This window comes from Mucilaginibacter straminoryzae (assembly GCF_022953055.1).
Lineage (GTDB): Bacteria > Bacteroidota > Bacteroidia > Sphingobacteriales > Sphingobacteriaceae > Mucilaginibacter > Mucilaginibacter straminoryzae.
The window spans coordinates 135,227-152,102 of sequence record NZ_JALJEJ010000009.1 but is presented as its reverse complement, the minus strand read 5'-3'; the positions used below and the strand labels follow the sequence as shown (position 1 = coordinate 152,102).

Annotated in this window: 13 protein-coding genes; 5 read left to right on the top strand and 8 right to left on the bottom strand. The window is 45.8% G+C overall.

Annotation, left to right across the window (positions count from 1 at the left end):
* Window positions 1-69 precede the first annotated feature (69 nt).
* The 4 genes from MUY27_RS16950 to mutL are packed head-to-tail and all read right to left on the bottom strand — an operon-like array spanning window position 70 to window position 4,775.
* On the bottom strand, window positions 70-1,197 hold the full coding sequence (locus tag MUY27_RS16950; protein ID WP_245131987.1) for an endonuclease/exonuclease/phosphatase family protein: 1,128 nt from the start codon (window positions 1,195-1,197) through the stop codon (window positions 70-72).
* Window positions 1,198-2,088 carry a rhomboid family protein gene (locus MUY27_RS16945; RefSeq protein ID WP_245131985.1) on the bottom strand — a complete coding sequence of 297 codons (891 nt, stop codon included), beginning with the start codon at window positions 2,086-2,088 and terminating at the stop codon, window positions 1,198-1,200.
* A 44-nt stretch (window positions 2,089-2,132) separates the two neighbouring features.
* The gene (locus MUY27_RS16940) at window positions 2,133-2,894 is read right to left on the bottom strand and encodes a rhomboid family intramembrane serine protease (protein ID WP_245131983.1); all 762 of its coding nucleotides are present in this window, start codon (window positions 2,892-2,894) and stop codon (window positions 2,133-2,135) included.
* Window positions 2,895-2,921: 27 nt separating this feature from the next.
* The gene (mutL, locus tag MUY27_RS16935; RefSeq protein WP_245131980.1) at window positions 2,922-4,775 is read right to left on the bottom strand and encodes a DNA mismatch repair endonuclease MutL; all 1,854 of its coding nucleotides are present in this window, start codon (window positions 4,773-4,775) and stop codon (window positions 2,922-2,924) included.
* Window positions 4,776-4,890: 115 nt separating this feature from the next.
* Here mutL and MUY27_RS16930 point away from each other — a divergent pair, with 115 nt between their 5' ends.
* Both MUY27_RS16930 and MUY27_RS16925 read left to right on the top strand, forming a co-directional pair.
* Window positions 4,891-6,552, top strand: coding sequence for an amidohydrolase (locus tag MUY27_RS16930; protein ID WP_245131977.1), 1,662 nt, complete (start codon window positions 4,891-4,893; stop codon window positions 6,550-6,552).
* A complete protein-coding gene (locus tag MUY27_RS16925; protein WP_245131976.1) occupies window positions 6,539-8,356 on the top strand; it encodes a serine hydrolase domain-containing protein in 1,818 nt (605 codons plus the stop codon). Before MUY27_RS16930 ends, MUY27_RS16925 begins: the two co-directional genes overlap by 14 nt.
* 13 nt (window positions 8,357-8,369) lie before the next feature.
* Here MUY27_RS16925 and MUY27_RS16920 read toward each other — a convergent pair whose 3' ends face one another.
* Window positions 8,370-8,576 (bottom strand): hypothetical protein, encoded by a 207-nt coding sequence (locus tag MUY27_RS16920; RefSeq protein ID WP_245131974.1) that lies wholly within the window; start codon window positions 8,574-8,576, stop codon window positions 8,370-8,372.
* A 182-nt stretch (window positions 8,577-8,758) separates the two neighbouring features.
* On the opposite strand from MUY27_RS16920, the gene bshA reads away from it, so the two are divergent.
* A complete protein-coding gene (gene bshA / locus MUY27_RS16915) occupies window positions 8,759-9,904 on the top strand; it encodes an N-acetyl-alpha-D-glucosaminyl L-malate synthase BshA (protein WP_245131972.1) in 1,146 nt (381 codons plus the stop codon).
* A gap of 50 nt (window positions 9,905-9,954) precedes the next feature.
* Window positions 9,955-10,440: a hypothetical protein gene (locus MUY27_RS16910; RefSeq protein ID WP_245131971.1), complete on the top strand. Its 486-nt coding sequence runs from the start codon at window positions 9,955-9,957 to the stop codon at window positions 10,438-10,440.
* 277 nt (window positions 10,441-10,717) lie between these two features.
* Here the strand turns inward: MUY27_RS16910 and MUY27_RS16905 are convergent, their stop codons facing one another.
* The 3 genes from MUY27_RS16905 to MUY27_RS16895 all read right to left on the bottom strand — a co-directional run bounded on the left by MUY27_RS16905 (window position 10,718) and on the right by MUY27_RS16895 (window position 15,861).
* On the bottom strand, window positions 10,718-11,848 hold the full coding sequence (locus MUY27_RS16905; RefSeq protein WP_245131969.1) for a lactonase family protein: 1,131 nt from the start codon (window positions 11,846-11,848) through the stop codon (window positions 10,718-10,720).
* 141 nt (window positions 11,849-11,989) lie between these two features.
* A complete protein-coding gene (locus MUY27_RS16900; RefSeq protein ID WP_245131968.1) occupies window positions 11,990-14,359 on the bottom strand; it encodes an ABC transporter permease in 2,370 nt (789 codons plus the stop codon).
* 176 nt (window positions 14,360-14,535) lie between these two features.
* Window positions 14,536-15,861, bottom strand: a complete 1,326-nt coding sequence (locus MUY27_RS16895; protein WP_245131965.1) for a pseudouridine synthase — start codon at window positions 15,859-15,861, stop codon at window positions 14,536-14,538.
* 343 nt (window positions 15,862-16,204) lie between these two features.
* Between MUY27_RS16895 and MUY27_RS16890 the strand changes: the two genes are divergently transcribed.
* On the top strand, window positions 16,205-16,855 hold the full coding sequence (locus MUY27_RS16890) for a lytic transglycosylase domain-containing protein (RefSeq protein WP_245131963.1): 651 nt from the start codon (window positions 16,205-16,207) through the stop codon (window positions 16,853-16,855).
* Window positions 16,856-16,876: the final 21 nt, after the last annotated feature.

Here is a 16,876-nt window from a genome sequence, read left to right as displayed (position 1 = left end):
AAACTTACAATTTTTTTAATAAGGCGTATTTGTAAACTCCTTTACATAACGTCACATTTCGGCTTTCGTTTACTTTGTTTGGACCGCAGAAGGTTTCAGGAGCAGGTCGCTGTAGACGGGGTAATGGTCTGATAACTTTTTTTCGATCACCCTGTAGTCTGCCACGTTAAATTGCGGCGTAGCCAGAATATAATCAATCTGGTAATTTGGGAAATCGCCGTTATAGGTTCGGCCCAGACCGCTACCTTTTTCCCTGAACGCATTCTTCATTCCTTTGGCGAGGCGGTTAACCGAATAAGAAGAAGGCGTATCGTTAAAATCGCCCGCAATGACATAAGGATAGGGGCAATCCTTTACTTTCTCGCGCAGGATATCGATCTGGTCTGCACGCTTTTTAAAAGCATTCTTGAGTTTTGCAGCCATGCGACGGATAGAATGCACATCTGTCTTTCCTTTCTGCACGCTATCCAGAGATTCATAGTCTTCGGGGCCAAAACCGACTGATTGCAGGTGGATACAGTAATAACGGAAGATCTGATCCTTTCGCTTTACATCGATAAACACACACTGGTTATCAGATTTGATAGGCGTGAGTTGAATATAGCCATGATTGATGATGGGGTATTTAGAGAAGATCGCCAAACCCATGGCGTCGCGCTGGTTCTGGTACGTCATGGCATCGAAATAATAAGAAGCGTTCAGCATGTTCTTAATCGAATCCACCATGGCAAACTCGCCCTTATAACGTGTATAGAATTCCTGAATGCCTAAAATATCAGGCTGGTGCAGGTTAATAATATCCAGGATATCATGCTTGGTGTAGCTGTCGTTGTTATCGCCATACTTTTTAAAGGAATGGACATTATAAGTCATCACACGGATGGCTTCTCGCGTCTCCTTTTGGCGGTAGGTACGCGCTGCATGGAAACCAATGCTTTTATTAAGAATATCCCAGCCGGACAGGACGCAGACTAAAGAGATCAGCGCGAACCAGCTCTTTTGAAGCAACCAGACGAGCACAAATATCAAGTTGACAACCAGCAGCGGTGGATAGGCCAGACCGAAAAAAGCAACCGGCCAGATCTTTCGCGGATCGGTAACGGGCGCCAGGTAGCTGATTAAAAGTGAGAGGGCCAGCAGGCAATTGATGAATAATAAAACTTTGGTAATAAAGCTTAGCCCTTTTTTAGCTTTCATCTAGTGGTTATTGCTCGCTCTGAACAGGGTTTCTTTTTCCTGTTTGTTGAGGCTATCGTATCCTGATTGTGAAATTTTGTCTAAGATACGGTCAATTTCTTCTTGTTGCGGTGCAGAATTTGCGTTTCTGCTGTTCTTTTGGTAGCCTGCATTATGGCTCACCACTTTAATTTTTGATTTACTGCCAAACAGCTGGAAATTAGCCCCCCAGTTATTGCCGCGCTGTAACTGCTTCATATAAATGAACCCGAACACAGCGCCGCCGATATGCGCCATTTCGCCACCTGCATTTGGCCCGGCAATGCTCAGGAAATCCAACACGACGTAGAAAACAGCAATCCATTTAAGTTTCACCGGCCCCAGGAACATCAGGTAAAGCGTATAGTTAGGCAGCAGGGTAGCCGTTGCGATAACGATAGCCATCACACTGGCAGAAGCACCAACCACTACGGTTTCGTACAGGCGTTCTGAATGGGAAAAAGCGGGAATGAGGTTAAAACCTGCTATATAGAACAATGCACCTGCTATGCCGCCCATGATGTACAGGCCTACAATACGCTTGGTGCCCAGGTATTCTTCAAACAACTGGCCCATCCAGTACAGCCACAGCATATTGAATAAAATATGGAACACCCCTTCGTGCATAAACATGTAGGTAATCGGCGTCCAGAAACGGGTAGCCAGTTTAGGCAGGTAGGCGGGCATCGCCAGATATTCGTGCGACATCCCCTCGATCAGGCTCGGCCCGCTGAGGCCGGTAACAAAAAGATGTTCCAGCACGGCGGGAATATTGATCAGCAAAAATACGAGCACATTAATGCCGATAAGCAAATTAAGCTTGCTGCCCGAATGAAGGATTTTATATCTGATGTCTGTCCAGGTAGTATTCATTACGATTGTTTTCTAACGCATATACGTACTATAACTTACATTAGTTAAAAAAAATTGTTTGGTCTTTGAACATGCCAAATTTTAATTAATAAAAAGCCAAGCAAAGCGCCGCCCAAATGGGCGAAGTGCGCAACAGAATCTCCCGAGAATTGTCCTACCCCAAGCCCTAATTCTATCAACACGTATACCGGCATGATATACTTGGCTTTGATGGGGATCGGGATGAACATGATCATCAGCTCCATATTAGGGAACAACATGCCAAATGCAATGAAGATACCGAAAATAGCGCCGGAAGCACCCACCATAGGGCCAAAGTAAATAGCGTAAAGCTTTTCAAGTGCTTTAGGGTCTAAAGGTAAACCAACCATGCTCTGCATATCGCCCAAAGTAACCGGGATAGAATTTCCGTTAAGCCGCAGAAAAAAATGACCTGTCAGGGCATAAACTTCATATGCCTGCACAATCATTTGCAGGGCGATGGCGCCCAAACCGCAGATGAAGTAGAACTGCAGGAATTTTTTAGAGCCCAGCACATATTCAAGCATCATGCCCAATGAATACAACGCAAACATGTTGAAGAAAATATGCATGAAGCTGCCATGCATAAACATGTAGGTGATAGGCTGCCAGAATTTGAACAGGGGGGAGTTGAAATAGAAAACCCCGAATATTCGCGTGTACGGGTCAAGTTCGCCACCGCGGCTGAAAAGCAGTACCGGTATAAAACAGATAATGTTAATGATCAGCAGGTTTTTAGTGACCGGCGGGATATTAGAAAGAGGGTTTTGCCTGTATGCGCTCATGTATATTTATTGGCTTGGCTACGCAAGCTATTTTTCAAAACGTTCCGCTAATTCATTTAGCGTAAATGTACTGATTACCGGTTTGCCATTTAATGCCTGGTTGGGCATTTCGCAGGCAAAAAGCTGGTCTATCAGCAGGTTCATTTCTTCCAGCGATAGTTTGGTGCCTGCTTTAGTAGCCGCATTACGGGCCAGGGTACGGGCTAAAGTATCGCGTTTATCTAACTTTAAAATGGCAGTGTTGTTTTTAAAGCCTTCTAGCAGGCTTTCCAATAGAGCCTGTTCGCTGTTGGGGTTAATATCTGCCGGTATACCTTCTACAATCACCGTATTTGGGCCGAACTCGCGAATATCGAAACCAAGTGCCCGGATATCCGGCAGTAGTTCCCTTAATAGTTCAAAATCGCTGCTGTTCAAACTCACTGTTTCCGGGAACAGGCTTTGCTGGCTTAATCCCGAATGGTTTTGCAGCTGCTGTAAAAAACGCTCGTACAGTACCCGTTCGTGTGCCGCCTGCTGATTAATCAGCATAAAGCCAGATTTAATCTGCGACAGGATGTATTTGTTATGGATCTGGAATAGTTGCCGTTCGCTGGTTTTGCTCACCTGCTCTTCGTCCAGCGTTACTTTGGGTTGTTCCAGTTCTATGGAATGCTGTTGCTGTACATCGCGTTTGCTGATCTCGTACAACGTTTCCCAGTTCGAAGGAATGGCCGTACGTTCATTACGGAAGGCTGCCTGCGAGTAGTTCCGCTCCGGTTTTTTATCAGCTTCAAAGGGATTGAAATTAGGGTTGAAACTGACGGTCGGCGGGACGATCTGCTCGATCGGTTTTGGGGTGATCAGGTGCTCTATGCTGTTCTCCTGGTCAAAGTCAAGGCTTGGGGTGATATTATACCGCCCTAAAGAACGTTTTACGGCCGACCGGATAATGGCGTAGATGGCTTTTTCGTCCTGGTATTTTATTTCTGTTTTAGTGGGGTGAACGTTAATATCAATCTTAGACGGGTCGATATCAATGAACAACACATACAGCGGGAAACTGTCATCAGGCAATAACTCTTCAAATGCTGTTAATACCGCATGGTTCAGGTAATTATCCTTGATAAAGCGATTGTTGACGAAGAAAAACTGCTCGCCGCGTGTTTTCCTTGCGAATTCCGGCTTGCCGATAAAGCCGCTCAGTTTAATAATGCTGGTATCTTCTTCTACCGGTACTAACCGCTGGTTATAGTTGTTCCCCAGCAGGTGAACAATACGTTGCTTCAGCGCAGTAGCAGGTAAGTGATACACCTCCTGCCCGTCGTGGTGCAGGCTGAAGAATATTCTGGGGTGTGCCAGCGCCACACGCTGAAACTCGTCGATGATATGGCGCATTTCTACCGGGTTGCTTTTCAGGAAATTCCGGCGGGCAGGCGTATTGAAGAATAAGTTCTTAACGGAAATAGAAGTTCCGCGCGGGGCAGCGCAGGGCTGCTGGCTTAAAACTTCAGAACCTTCGATATTGATACAGGTGCCCAGCTCGTCCTCATGGCGGCGGGTTTTCATTTCCACCTGGGCAATCGCCGCGATGGATGCCATGGCCTCGCCGCGGAAACCCATGGTGCGGATGGCAAACAGGTCGTCCGCCTTGCGGATCTTTGAAGTAGCATGGCGTTCAAAACACATGCGGGCATCCGTCAGGCTCATGCCGCAACCGTTATCGATCACCTGGATGAGCGATTTACCCGCGTCTTTCAGTATCAACTGTATTTTGTCTGCACCGGCATCTATCGCATTCTCCACAAGCTCTTTCACCGCAGATGCCGGCCGCTGCACTACTTCTCCGGCTGCAATCTGGTTCGCAACGGCATCTGGTAAAAGCTGTATAATATCTAACATTAAAAAATTCCCTTCGATTTCTTTTCCGGATGCTAAATTAAAAATTTGAAGCCATAACTTTAGCTTTCGATACTTGTATATAGCTTTGTATCCAATCTGCCAACTTGAATTGCTGATGACTGATAAACTAAAAAGTACCCTTCTCTCGCTTGTTTGCGCGGCTTTTTTCGGCTGCAATAATCATAACAACGCCAATAAAGAATATAATGCCGACCTGCTGGTGAAAAATGCCACTGTTTATACGGTGGATAGTACGTTTAAAACGGCCCAGGCTTTTGTGGTGATCGGCGGGAAAATTGCTGCGGTAGGTAATGCCGATACGCTTGAAAATAAGTATACCGCTAAAGAAGTAGTTGACGCGGGTGGAAAGCCAGTTTATCCGGGCTTTATAGATGCACATACCCATTTTTATCAGTATGGCCTGGGGTTACAGGAGGTAAAGTTGGACGGTACAAAAAGCTGGGCCGAGATTGTTGACTCGGTGCAGAATTATAGCAAGCGCAATACCGAGGGCTGGATCATTGGCCGTGGGTGGGACCAGAACGATTGGACTAAAAAGCAGTTTCCGGAAAAAGCAAAGCTGGATTCGTTATTCCCCGTACGCCCGGTAATACTTGTACGTGTTGATGGGCATGCGGCAATTGCTAATCAGGCGGCTTTAAATATTGCAGGTATTAAACCCGACCAGAAAATAGAAGGCGGGCAAATAGAAACCGTGAAAGGTAAACTAACCGGTATCCTGGTGGATAATGCCGTTCGGCTGGTTCAACATAAAATACCTGAACCGACAGACCAGATTGCAGACCAGGCCTTGCTGGACGCGCAAAGCAATTGCTTTGCAGTGGGTTTGACTACTGTAGACGAATGCGGATTAAATTACCCGATGATCAACCGCCTGGCGCAACTTCAGCATAAAGGCTCGCTGAAGATGCGGATGTATGTGATGCTGTCAGACAATCCGGAGAATTTCGAATATCTGTTTAAACGTGGCGTATTTAAAACGCCAAGGCTGAATGTCCGTGCCTTTAAAGTGTATGCAGATGGCGCATTGGGCTCGCGCGGGGCTTGCTTATTACAGGACTACAGCGACCGTCCCAAATGGAAAGGCTTCTTGCTGAATACGCCGCAGCACTACCAGGAAGTGGCACAGAAACTGGCCGACAAAGGTTTCCAGATGTGTACACACTGTATCGGCGACTCCGCCAATCGTTTAATATTAAATATTTATAGCAAAGCCTTGAAAGGGAAGAATGATCGCCGCTGGCGGATAGAGCATGCGCAGATCGTTTCGCCGCAAGATATGAAGCTCTTTGCCGATTACAATATCATCCCTTCCGTTCAGCCTACGCACGCTACTTCAGATATGTATTGGGCCGGGCAGCGCTTGGGCGAAAAGCGGTTGAAAACAGCTTATGCTTACAAAGAACTATTAAAACAAAACGGATGGATACCCCTGGGTACAGATTTCCCGGTAGAAAATATCAATCCATTATATACGTTCTATGCTGCAACGGAGCGCAAGGATTTAAAAGGTTACCCTGAAGGTGGCTTCCAGAAAGAGAACGCATTAAGCAGGATGGAAGCGCTTCGCGGGATGACTATATGGGCAGCCCGGGCTAATTTTGAAGAGAAGGAGAAAGGCAGTATAGAGGTGGGTAAGTATGCTGATTTTGTTATCCTGGATCAGGATTTGATGAAAGCTAAAGGTGATGAGCTGCCAAAAGTGAAGGTGTTGAAGACGTATATTAATGGTGAAAAAGTTTATGAAAAGAAATAAGCAGCTATTTATCCTGCTGCTTTTAGGGGGACTGACAACTGTACAACAAGCATGCGCGCAACCTGCTGCAGGCTTAACCAATCAGCAGATACTGGCAGAAACAAGGGTGGCCGCGCAAACCACTGTTTTGCTGAACAATGCCCAGGACGTGATCCCGCTGGAGAACCTCGACCAGAATAAGGTTGCTGCCGTTCATTTTCAGTATAGCTTCTCCAGCGCTTTCGACAGCCTGATGAATAAGTACACCGCGGTAAAGCCGTTCGACGGAAATAATTACCGCGGTAAGATGGACCTGCTGTCGCAGGACCTGAAATTGTACAACGTAATTGTTTTCGAGCTTGCGGAAGCAGATATGGCAAACACGGCGTTAATCAATTTTATTGAGGCTACGCAAAAACTCAAGACCACCATCGTCGCGTTTTATGGTACCGGCCGAGCGTTAAGCACGTTCAATAATTTTACCGGCCCCATTATCTGGTGCGACAGGCAATCGCTGGTTACGGCAGAGTACACACCGCAGGTTTTATTTGGCGGCGTAGCTGCAACGGCTAAATTGCCTCAAAGTTTTTCTTCTAAGTATTTGGTAAGCACCGGCTTCCAAACCACTAAGGTGCGTTTACAATATACCGTTCCGGAAGATGCGGGTGTCAATTCGAACAACCTGGCTGCCATTGATAATATTGCCAATGAAGCAGTGCGCGGACATGCTGCACCGGGCTGCGTGGTATTGGTAGTGAAAGATGGTAAAGTGATTTTTAACAAAGCTTACGGGCACCATACGTACGATGCAGATGCTTTGCCCGAAAAGGTGACCGACATCTTTGATATGGCTTCGGTAACCAAGGTGTCTGCCACTACTCCCGCTGCCATGCGGTTGTATGAGCAGGGAAAGCTTAACCTGGATTCTACCATGGGGTATTACCTGCCCGCAGCTGCAAATACCAACAAGCGTACCATAAAGGTAAGGGAGTTGTTGCTGCATGAAGCAGGTTTGGTGCCATACATTCCTTTTTACGAAGCGTTGAAGCCGCAGGATCACAGCGCTGATTCGTCAGAAGCTTACCCGACCAAAGTTGCCGATGGTTACTACCTGCGTAAAAACTACTACCGCGACGTCATGCTGCCACAGATGCTGAATTCTGGTTTACGCACACGCGGTAAGTATGTGTACAGCGACCTGAGCATGTATTTCACCAAGGAAATTATCGAAACCATTACTGCAAAACCGCTGAATATTTATACGGCCGAAGAATTCTACCAGCCTTTGGGTATGCAAACCGCAGGTTTCCTGCCGCGCGACCGGTTCAGCCGTGATCAGATTATCCCTACAGAAAACGATACCTATTTCAGGCATACGCTGCTGGATGGTTATGTACATGATCAGGGTGCTGCCATGGCAGGTGGGGTATCTGGCCACGCCGGGTATTTTGCTACCGCAAATGATCAGGCTATTCTTTTCCAGATGTTACTGAACAGGGGGAGCTACGGAGGTGTGCAATACCTGAAACCAGAGACGGTTGAACTATTTACGCACCGGCAATCCAACAACAGTCGCCGCGGGTTAGGTTTTGATGGCTGGGGCCCGATTGCTGACAGCCATTATCCATCTTACAAAGCAAGCCCTGGTACCTATGGACATACCGGCTACACCGGTACCTGCGTATGGGTTGATCCGAAATACAACCTCATTTATGTCTTTCTTTCGAACCGGGTATACCCTAAAGTAACAGACAGATTGTCGCAACTGAATATCCGTCCGCGCATTATGGATGCTATTTATGATGCGATAGAAAAGGGATTGTAGATTCGCGGCAAAATTACCTCATGAACCAGTGCATGTAACCGCATTTGCTGCACACAAAGCAGGTGGCGGTTTTATCTGTCCACTCCACACTGAAGAAGGTCCGCATAGGCGAATGGAGCTGTTCATACCTGGTGTCAAAGGTGTCATTTTTGCAAAACTGGCAGAATAGCTGGGTGCCGTCTATTTCGTATCGCTTGGGTTCAGATGTAAATATGCCCATGGTTTCAGCAGGTGATAGTTTTAAGGATGTCCCAAGGTACTGGTTTTTATCAAAAACTCGCGATTGATGCGCATATAATCTTTACACGGCGCTAACACTATTTATGCTAAAATGCTGTTAAACTTGTAACGGCAAATCGGCCTGATAGTCAAAAGGCTTTGTCAATCTAAATACGATCACTCATGAAAATCGGAATAGTTTGTTACCCTACGTTTGGTGGTAGCGGTGTTGTTGCAACTGAACTGGGTAAGGCATTAGCTGACCGGGGGCACCAGGTGCACTTTGTAACCTATAACCAGCCCGCCCGTCTCGATCTTTTTTCCGAGAATTTGTTCTATCACGAAGTAGCAGTTAGTAAATATCCGCTGTTTGATTTTCCGCCGTACGAACTCGCACTTGCCAGCCGTTTGGTTGATGTGGTGCGTTTCGAAAAGCTGGATGTGCTGCACGTACATTATGCCATCCCACACGCATCGGCAGCTTACATGGCCAAACAGATCCTGGCTACTTATGGTATCTCTATCCCGGTGGTTACTACCCTGCACGGTACGGATATTACCCTGGTGGGTAACGACCGTACTTATAAACCGGTTGTTGAATTCTCCATCAATCAGAGCGATGGTGTTACTGCGGTTTCAGAACATTTAAAGCAGGATACCTATAAATTTTTTGATGTTTATAAAGACATCAGGGTGATCCAGAACTTTATCGACCTCAATCGCTTCAGCCTGAAATCGAAAGAACATTTTAAAAAGGCGATTGCACCAGAGGGGGGGAAGATACTGATACATACCTCTAACTTCAGACGGGTAAAGCGCACGCAAGACGTGATACGGATTTTCGCTAAAGTACGCGAGGTAATTCCATCTAAATTATTAATGGTTGGCGACGGGCAGGAGCGTCCTGAATGCGAGCAATTGGCGCGCGACCTGGGCGTGGCAGAAAATGTCCGTTTTTTGGGTAAACAGGAAGCTGTTGAGGAGATATTATCTGTATCTGACCTGTTCCTGATGCCTTCGCAATCCGAAAGTTTTGGTCTGGCCGCGCTGGAAGCAATGGCCTGTAAAGTACCGGTGATCAGTTCCAATGCAGGTGGTCTGCCGGAATTAAACATAGAAGGGGTGACCGGTTACCTGCGCGATGTTGGCGATGTAGACGGCATGGCAGAACGTGCCATCTATATGTTGAGCGATGAAGAAAGGCTGAACCAGTTTAAGGAAAATGCTTTGGAGCATGCCCGGAAATTTGAGCTTTCTTACATTTTGCCGCAGTACGAGCAGCTTTACCAGGAAGTGATTGCTAACGTTAAACCTGTTGCTGCCTCTTAAAGGTTGGCAAGGTTTATGTTCATAGATTTCCGACTTATATTTTTACAGCTATGAAAAGAATACTTAAGCCCATACTTTTACTATTTACTTTAGCCGTTATTATTTCTGCCTGTTCAACTACCAAAAATGCAAGTACAGGCGCTGCAAACGTTTCCCGAGGGAAATTTGTAGGAACATGGACAGTTACCAACGTTAGTTATGACGGCGTTTTGCAGAACGCAGTACAACGTGTATTGGACCAGGCCCCTCCGGCAGATTTTGTGGGAAGTACCTGGAAGTTGTATAATAGCGGCGACGGTATTTACACTTTACCGAACGGTGTTTCACAGACTATTTTCTGGTCTGTTTATAACAATGATGCTTCTGGGCAGATGTTTCAATTTAAAAAGATCTATCAGGGCGATAAAGCTAAAAACGTAACCGAAGGTTACCGGTTACTAATTGGCCAGAACGACGGTTCAAGCATGACCTTGAGAATACCTATTGCGTTAGGTTCTGGCAATGGTTACGTTACTTATACGTTTAATAAGCAGTAAGCAACATCTAAAGATAAACAGAGCTATCCCTAAAAAGGATGGCTTTTTGTGCTCCAAATCCTGTCATTTCGACGAGGTACGAGGAGAAATCTTCTTAGACAGGCTAATCGAAGAAGATCTCTCACTGCGTTCGAGATGACAACATAGAAATGCCAGCGTGTATTGCGCTGTTTGTAACGGGTACTTCATGCTTTTCAGCGATTAAAGTCACTTCAGCTTTATTCACGCGTTGAAAATGCGCGTCAGTGTGAAATTTTCGAAGCCTTTTTGTTTTGTGTTATTCCGCCGGTGCAAATTTTAAACAAACCGGGCTGCCCACATTTAAGCGGATATTAGTTGCGGTGAGTTTGCCTGTTTGCTGGTTGCGTTTGTAAACTACAATGTTATCGCTGTTCTGGTTGCCCACCAGCAGGAAGTTCCCGGTTGGGTCAATGGTGAAATTTCTCGGCCCCTGTCCAAACGTGCTGATGCGGTCGAGATACGTTAATTGTCCGGTTTCTTTATTTACAGAGAAATAAACAATCTCATTGGCCGTACCGCGGTTACTGGCATAAAGGAAGTTACCATCTGCAGAAAGGTGGATATCTGCCGCGCCTACATTTCCGTGGAAGTTTTCGGGTAGTATACTGATGGTCTGCACTTGTTTCATCTTTCCGCCCTTATACTCGTAAGCATAAATGGTACCTGCCATTTCAGTGAGCAGGTAAACAAATTTATGATCCGGCGAGAAGTCGAGATGGCGCGGACCATCACCGCCTTTAACACTCGCCCCATTTTCGGCCAATAACTTTAAGGGCTGGTCTGCCGACGAACTGTATTTCGCAATATTCAGCTTGTCGGTACCAAGGTCTGTATAGAGCAGATATTTATCATCTGGTGAAAGTACGGCCGTGTGCACATGCGGCATTTTCTGCCTCGAGGTATCCGGTCCCGAGCCGGTGTCTTGGATGTTCTGAACCACGGCTCCCAAAGAACCGTCTTTATTGATCGGGAAAACGTTTAAACTACCGCTTTTGTAATTGGCCGCAAAAACATGTTTCTGATCTTTATCCACACTTACATAGCACGGCCCTTTACCGATGGAGGACTGGCGATTGATCGGTTTAAGCAAACCGGTAGACGGCTCGAATGAAAAAGCACTGATCCCGCTGTTTGCGTCGTCTTCATTAACAGCGTAAACAAATTTATTATTGCTGCTTACACAAAGGTAAGACGGATTGTTGATCTCGGTCTGACTTAGATAGGCCATCCGGCCGGTTTCTGCATAAAAGCGATAAACCTGAATGCCGGTGCTGCCACCTGGCTTGGTATAGGTGCCAATGAGCAGGTCGTAAGTTTTAGGCAGCTTCTTCTGGGCAAAAAGCAAACTCGGCGCCGAGAGTATTACAACAAGCAGTAGTTTTTTCATGGGTTAATAATTAGATACTGCAAAGTAATAAAAGTGCGGAGAATGGCTAAATTAATTAGGGAGAAGTTTGAAAAGGTGGGATATAAATCCTTCTCAAACGGAACATTTAAAGTCCTCCCCTTTGGGAAGGATTAGGGGGGCCTACTCCGATTTTAGGCTCTTCGTCGGATTCGTAAAAGCCGCCTTGAAGGCCTGGTAGCTAATGGTCAGGAAAGCGATGAAGATGGCCGAAGCGCCGGATAGCAAAAATATCCACCAACTGATGGCAATACGGTAAGTATAGTTATCTAACCACTTGTTCATCATGATCCAGGCCACCGGAAAGGCGATGAATAGCGCAAACATCACCAGTTTAACCAGATCCTTAGAAAGCAGGGTAACTATACTGGCCGTACTGGCGCCAAGCACCCTTCTTACCCCAATTTCTTTCAGCCTTTGCTGGGTGGTAAATGTTGCCAAACCGAAAAGGCCCAGGCACGAGATGATAATAGAGATGGCCGAAAAGGCATTGAACAGTTTGCCCATGCGTTGCTCTGACAGGTAGAGGTGGTTGATATCTTCATCCACAAAACCGTAGTTGAAGGGATAATTGGGGTAAAGATCTTGAAAAGCTCCTTTGAGCTTGTTGACCATAGCAGAACTATTGTTGCCAGGTATTCTTATCACCAAGAAGCCTGCACGGTCGGTATGCCGCAGGATCAAAGGTTCAATAGCCTGCTGAACGGGTTTAAAATTAAAATTCTTCACCACGCCGATCACCATACCCGGGTGCCCGTTACTGCTGATCAGCTGACCAATTGCACGATCGGGTGTCATGCCCATCAGTTTAACGGCAGCTTCGTTAAGCAGGTAATTGCCGGCATCTGCTTTAGAATCATCATTAAACGTCCTTCCGGTTAGCAGTTGCATTTTAAACGTCTGCAGAAATTTTGCGTCAGCCCCGATATGCGGGAAAACGGTTTGCTCTTTAGGTTTCTTGCCGCTCCACATCACATTTGTCGTGCCGGTGGTTAAGTAAGTAGGTAAGTGGTCTGTAATCGTATAATCAATGCCTTGCAATTGCTGGGGCAGGGTAGCTTTCAACCGTTCATAGTTAGATTTTAAATCGCCTGCGGCTGGCACTTCTACATACATTAAATTCTCTTTGCTGTAGCCGATGTTCCTGCCTTGTATAAATTTCAATTGATAGTTTACCACCATGGTACTAATGATCAGCACTACCGAAATGGCAAATTGCAGGATCACCAGCCCGTTTCTTAAAAATGGTTTATTTGTTTTAACGGCCTTTAATCCCTTTAATACAGCTACAGGCTGATATGAAGATAGCAGGAATGCAGGATACAGTCCTGAAAGAAAAGTAATGACCAATGCCAGTAGCACTAACTCGCCGATCAGTTTTGGGGTGAACAAATTAAGGGTGATGTTCTTTGATGAAATTTCGTTGAACAAAGGCAGGCATGCCCAGGCAATTACTAAACCGACTACCAGTGATAACAGCGTCACCATGAACGATTCACTCATAAATTGGATCACCAATTGCAGTTTATTAGCGCCGATAGTTTTACGTAGCCCCACTTCTTTTGCCCGTTGGGCGGCCAAAGCGGTAGAGAGGTTCATGTAATTAAAAGCAGCGATCAGCAGGATAAATATCGCGACGATGGAGAAAATGCGCACATGCTCGCTGTTTCCCTGCCCTTCCACCTCTAATAAGAGGTTAGAATGCAGGTGAATATCCGTTAACGGTTGCAGGTTAAAAACAGATTTGGTATCGCTGTTATCCTTTTCTTTATAAATAGCATCTATCTGTTTTTCGAGCATGGCGATATTGCCTGCATTGCCTTTGAAGTTTTTATCCAGCTCAAGGTAACTGTAGGCCGAATAATTACCCCAATCTGTTGCGTTAGATTTGTTATAGAAATCAATAGGGAGCAGGATGTCAAATTTTAAATGCGAATTGGACGGAATATCCCTTAACACGCCTTTAACCACGTAGCTGTTACCATTGATGTCGTTATTTACCAAGATGGTTTTGCCGACTGCATCAGCATTGCCAAAATACTTTTTAGCTGTTGATGCGGTGATCACAACGCCGTTTGGCGCATTTAGTACATCTTCCCGGTTGCCTTCTGCAAGCGCATAATCAAACATGCGCAGGAAGTTAGAATCGGCATAGAGCACATGTCTTTCATCAAACTTCTTTGTGCCGATGGAAACCATGGTGGTGATGGGCACAACGGTAGTGGTTCTTTTTACAATGGGTAACTGCTGCCTTACCGCTTCGGGCAGCGGCGGCGGTGTAACTGCCGATTTTGACCCCGAAACGTCAGCCGTTATCCGGTAGATCTGGTTAGCCTGTTTATTGAATTTATCAAAGCTGACCTCGTCTTGAACCCAAAGCAAAATCAGGATACTGCAGGCCAGCCCTGTCGCCAGGCCAAATACATTTAAAAAGCTGAATAACCGGTATTTTTTGAAGCTCCTGATGGCGCTCAATAAATAATTCCTGAACATAGCACACAGATTAGGTTCAAGTATTCGCCAAATTAATGCCTGTAATGTAATGTTTTATTTTACAGTAGTTTAGGTAATTGATTGCGAAAAATTACCGTTCGCTTTTGATACACCGTTTGTGCGGTTTTAGTAGGATTGGCTCCCAATAAAAAAGCCCTGATGAACAGGGCTTCGTATTATTTTACCAAATGTTTCAGTTGGATGATCTCCTTGTCTTCAAGGTATCTCCAGCGTCCGCGCGGAAGGTCTTTTTTAGTCAGGTTGGCATAAACAGAACGGTCCAGTTTCACTACCTCGTAACCCAGGTGCTCAAATATACGGCGCACGATACGGTTACGCCCGCTATGGATCTGGATACCGATTTCGCGTTTGCTGCCACCGGTAACATAAGAAACCATATCGGGTTTAATAAAACCGTCTTCCAGTTCCAGGCCGAAAGCAATTTTGTTCAAATCGCCCTGGGTCAGGTTCTTGTCCAGTTCTACCTGGTATAATTTGGTGATGCTGTTTCTTGGGTGCGAAAGCTTATCTGCCAGGTCACCATCGTTGGTCATTAATAACAAACCGGTAGTATTACGGTCCAGGCGGCCAACAGGGTAAATGCGTTCTTTGGTTGCTTTATCTACCAGGTGCATTACGGTACGGCGCTCCTGCGGATCATCAGTCGTAGTGATATAATCCTTTGGTTTGTTTAGCAGCACGTAAACGTTCTTTTCGCGTTTTAAAGTTTCACCATTATAACGGATCACATCTTTAAACGGATCAACTTTATAACCCAGTTCAGAAACAACCTCTCCGTTCACGCTGATCACACCTGCTTCGATCAGTTCATCGGCCTTACGGCGTGAACAGATACCGGCATTAGAGATATAACGGTTCAAACGGATCAGGCCATCATCTTTAGGCGCTGCAGTAGATTTCTTTGCTCTTAGTGTGCGTACAGGTTTTTGTTCCTGCGCAAACTCGGGGTTAAAACGGCGTGCTGGGTTTTCAAACCTTACCGGGCGTTCAGCAGATTGTTCTCCTCTGTTTTCATATCGATCGCCGCTGCTTCTCTTTTGAAAAGGCTTGCCGCCTGAGTTTTTGTCGAAAGACTTACGTTCGCCAAATTTCTTATCACCGAACTTTTTCTCGCCGAAAGATCTGTCACCAAACTTCTTGTCGCCAAAAGATTTGCTGCCAAAGCGTTTTTCGCCCGAAGGTCGGTCGCCAAATTTCTTTTCGCCAAATGACTTGTTGCCGCGTCCTTCAGAACGTTCGCCAAAGCTTTTGCCTGAGCCGGTTTTGCGCTCGCCAAACGGCCTGTCAGATTTGCCTTCGCCGCCTTCAAAAGGCTTGCCGGTGCGCGGACTGAACTCGCCCGATTTGTTGCCTGAAAATTTTGATGAAGATGAGCCGGATCTTGAAGGATTCTTACCACGCTGTTCACCACCTCTGCTGTTCCTTCCCGATGACTTTTCAGACCTGTCATCACGGCCGTTTCCTGGTTTTCTGAATACCATACTTTTTTTGTTAACGCCTCACGGCGAGGGGTGCAAAGATACTAAAAATGTGGAGTAACGGTGATAAATTTTCAACAAAAAATCTATGCTAACATAGCAATAAAATGCTGTTTTTAAGAGTTTTCCACATTTGCTCTAACACTAAGTAGGTGATAAGTTGTTGATATTCTGATTTATGTATTACCTTTGCCGACACAACACATCTGCTATTGTTGAAATAAATGTAATTTGAATGAGTAAAAAACACTTAGTTACGTGCTCCGTAATGATTGTGTCGGTTGTAGTTTTTAAGCTTTTTGTTTTTGCTACAACTGAAAGAAGGAACCCGGTTAAACTCGCCCGAATGACGAGTTTTTTAGCCCCTCCTGCACCTCAGAAACAAGGCTATACTTTTGCCGAAGAAGCCATACCGATGGCCAATAAAAAGGTAAGCCGCAAGATCCGTATTTCTTTATGGCGCAACAGCTATCAGAAAGTAGGGTCAGCTATTCTGCATCAGAAAGCACGAAAATTGTTTCCCATCATTGAACCTATCCTGGAATTGTACGGAATCCCTGAAGATTTCAAGTATCTTCCACTGGTAGAATCTGGATTAAAAGAGGGAACGTCTCCAAAAGGGGCTGCCGGTATCTGGCAGTTTATGCCCCAAACAGCACGCGAGTATGGTTTAAAGGTAGGCAAAGGACGTGATGAGCGCCTGAATGTGCGTAAATCTACCATTGCAGCCTGCAAGTATCTGCGCGAGCTGTACACCCAATTTAACAGCTGGACCTTAGCTGCGGCCGCTTATAACGCCGGTTCGCCGCGGGTACAGCGGGCGATCAATCGCCAGAATAAAGGTAATTATTACCGGATGGCCTTAAACCGCGAAACCGGTATGTATGTGTACAAGATAATTGCCGTGAAACAGGTGATTAGTAAGCCGAAAGACTACGGCTACCAAAATGTGTATGCCTTGTATGAAAAGCCGGCCGATTTGCTGGCTGTAAATTAAAGCAAAAACAATTACGGAGCA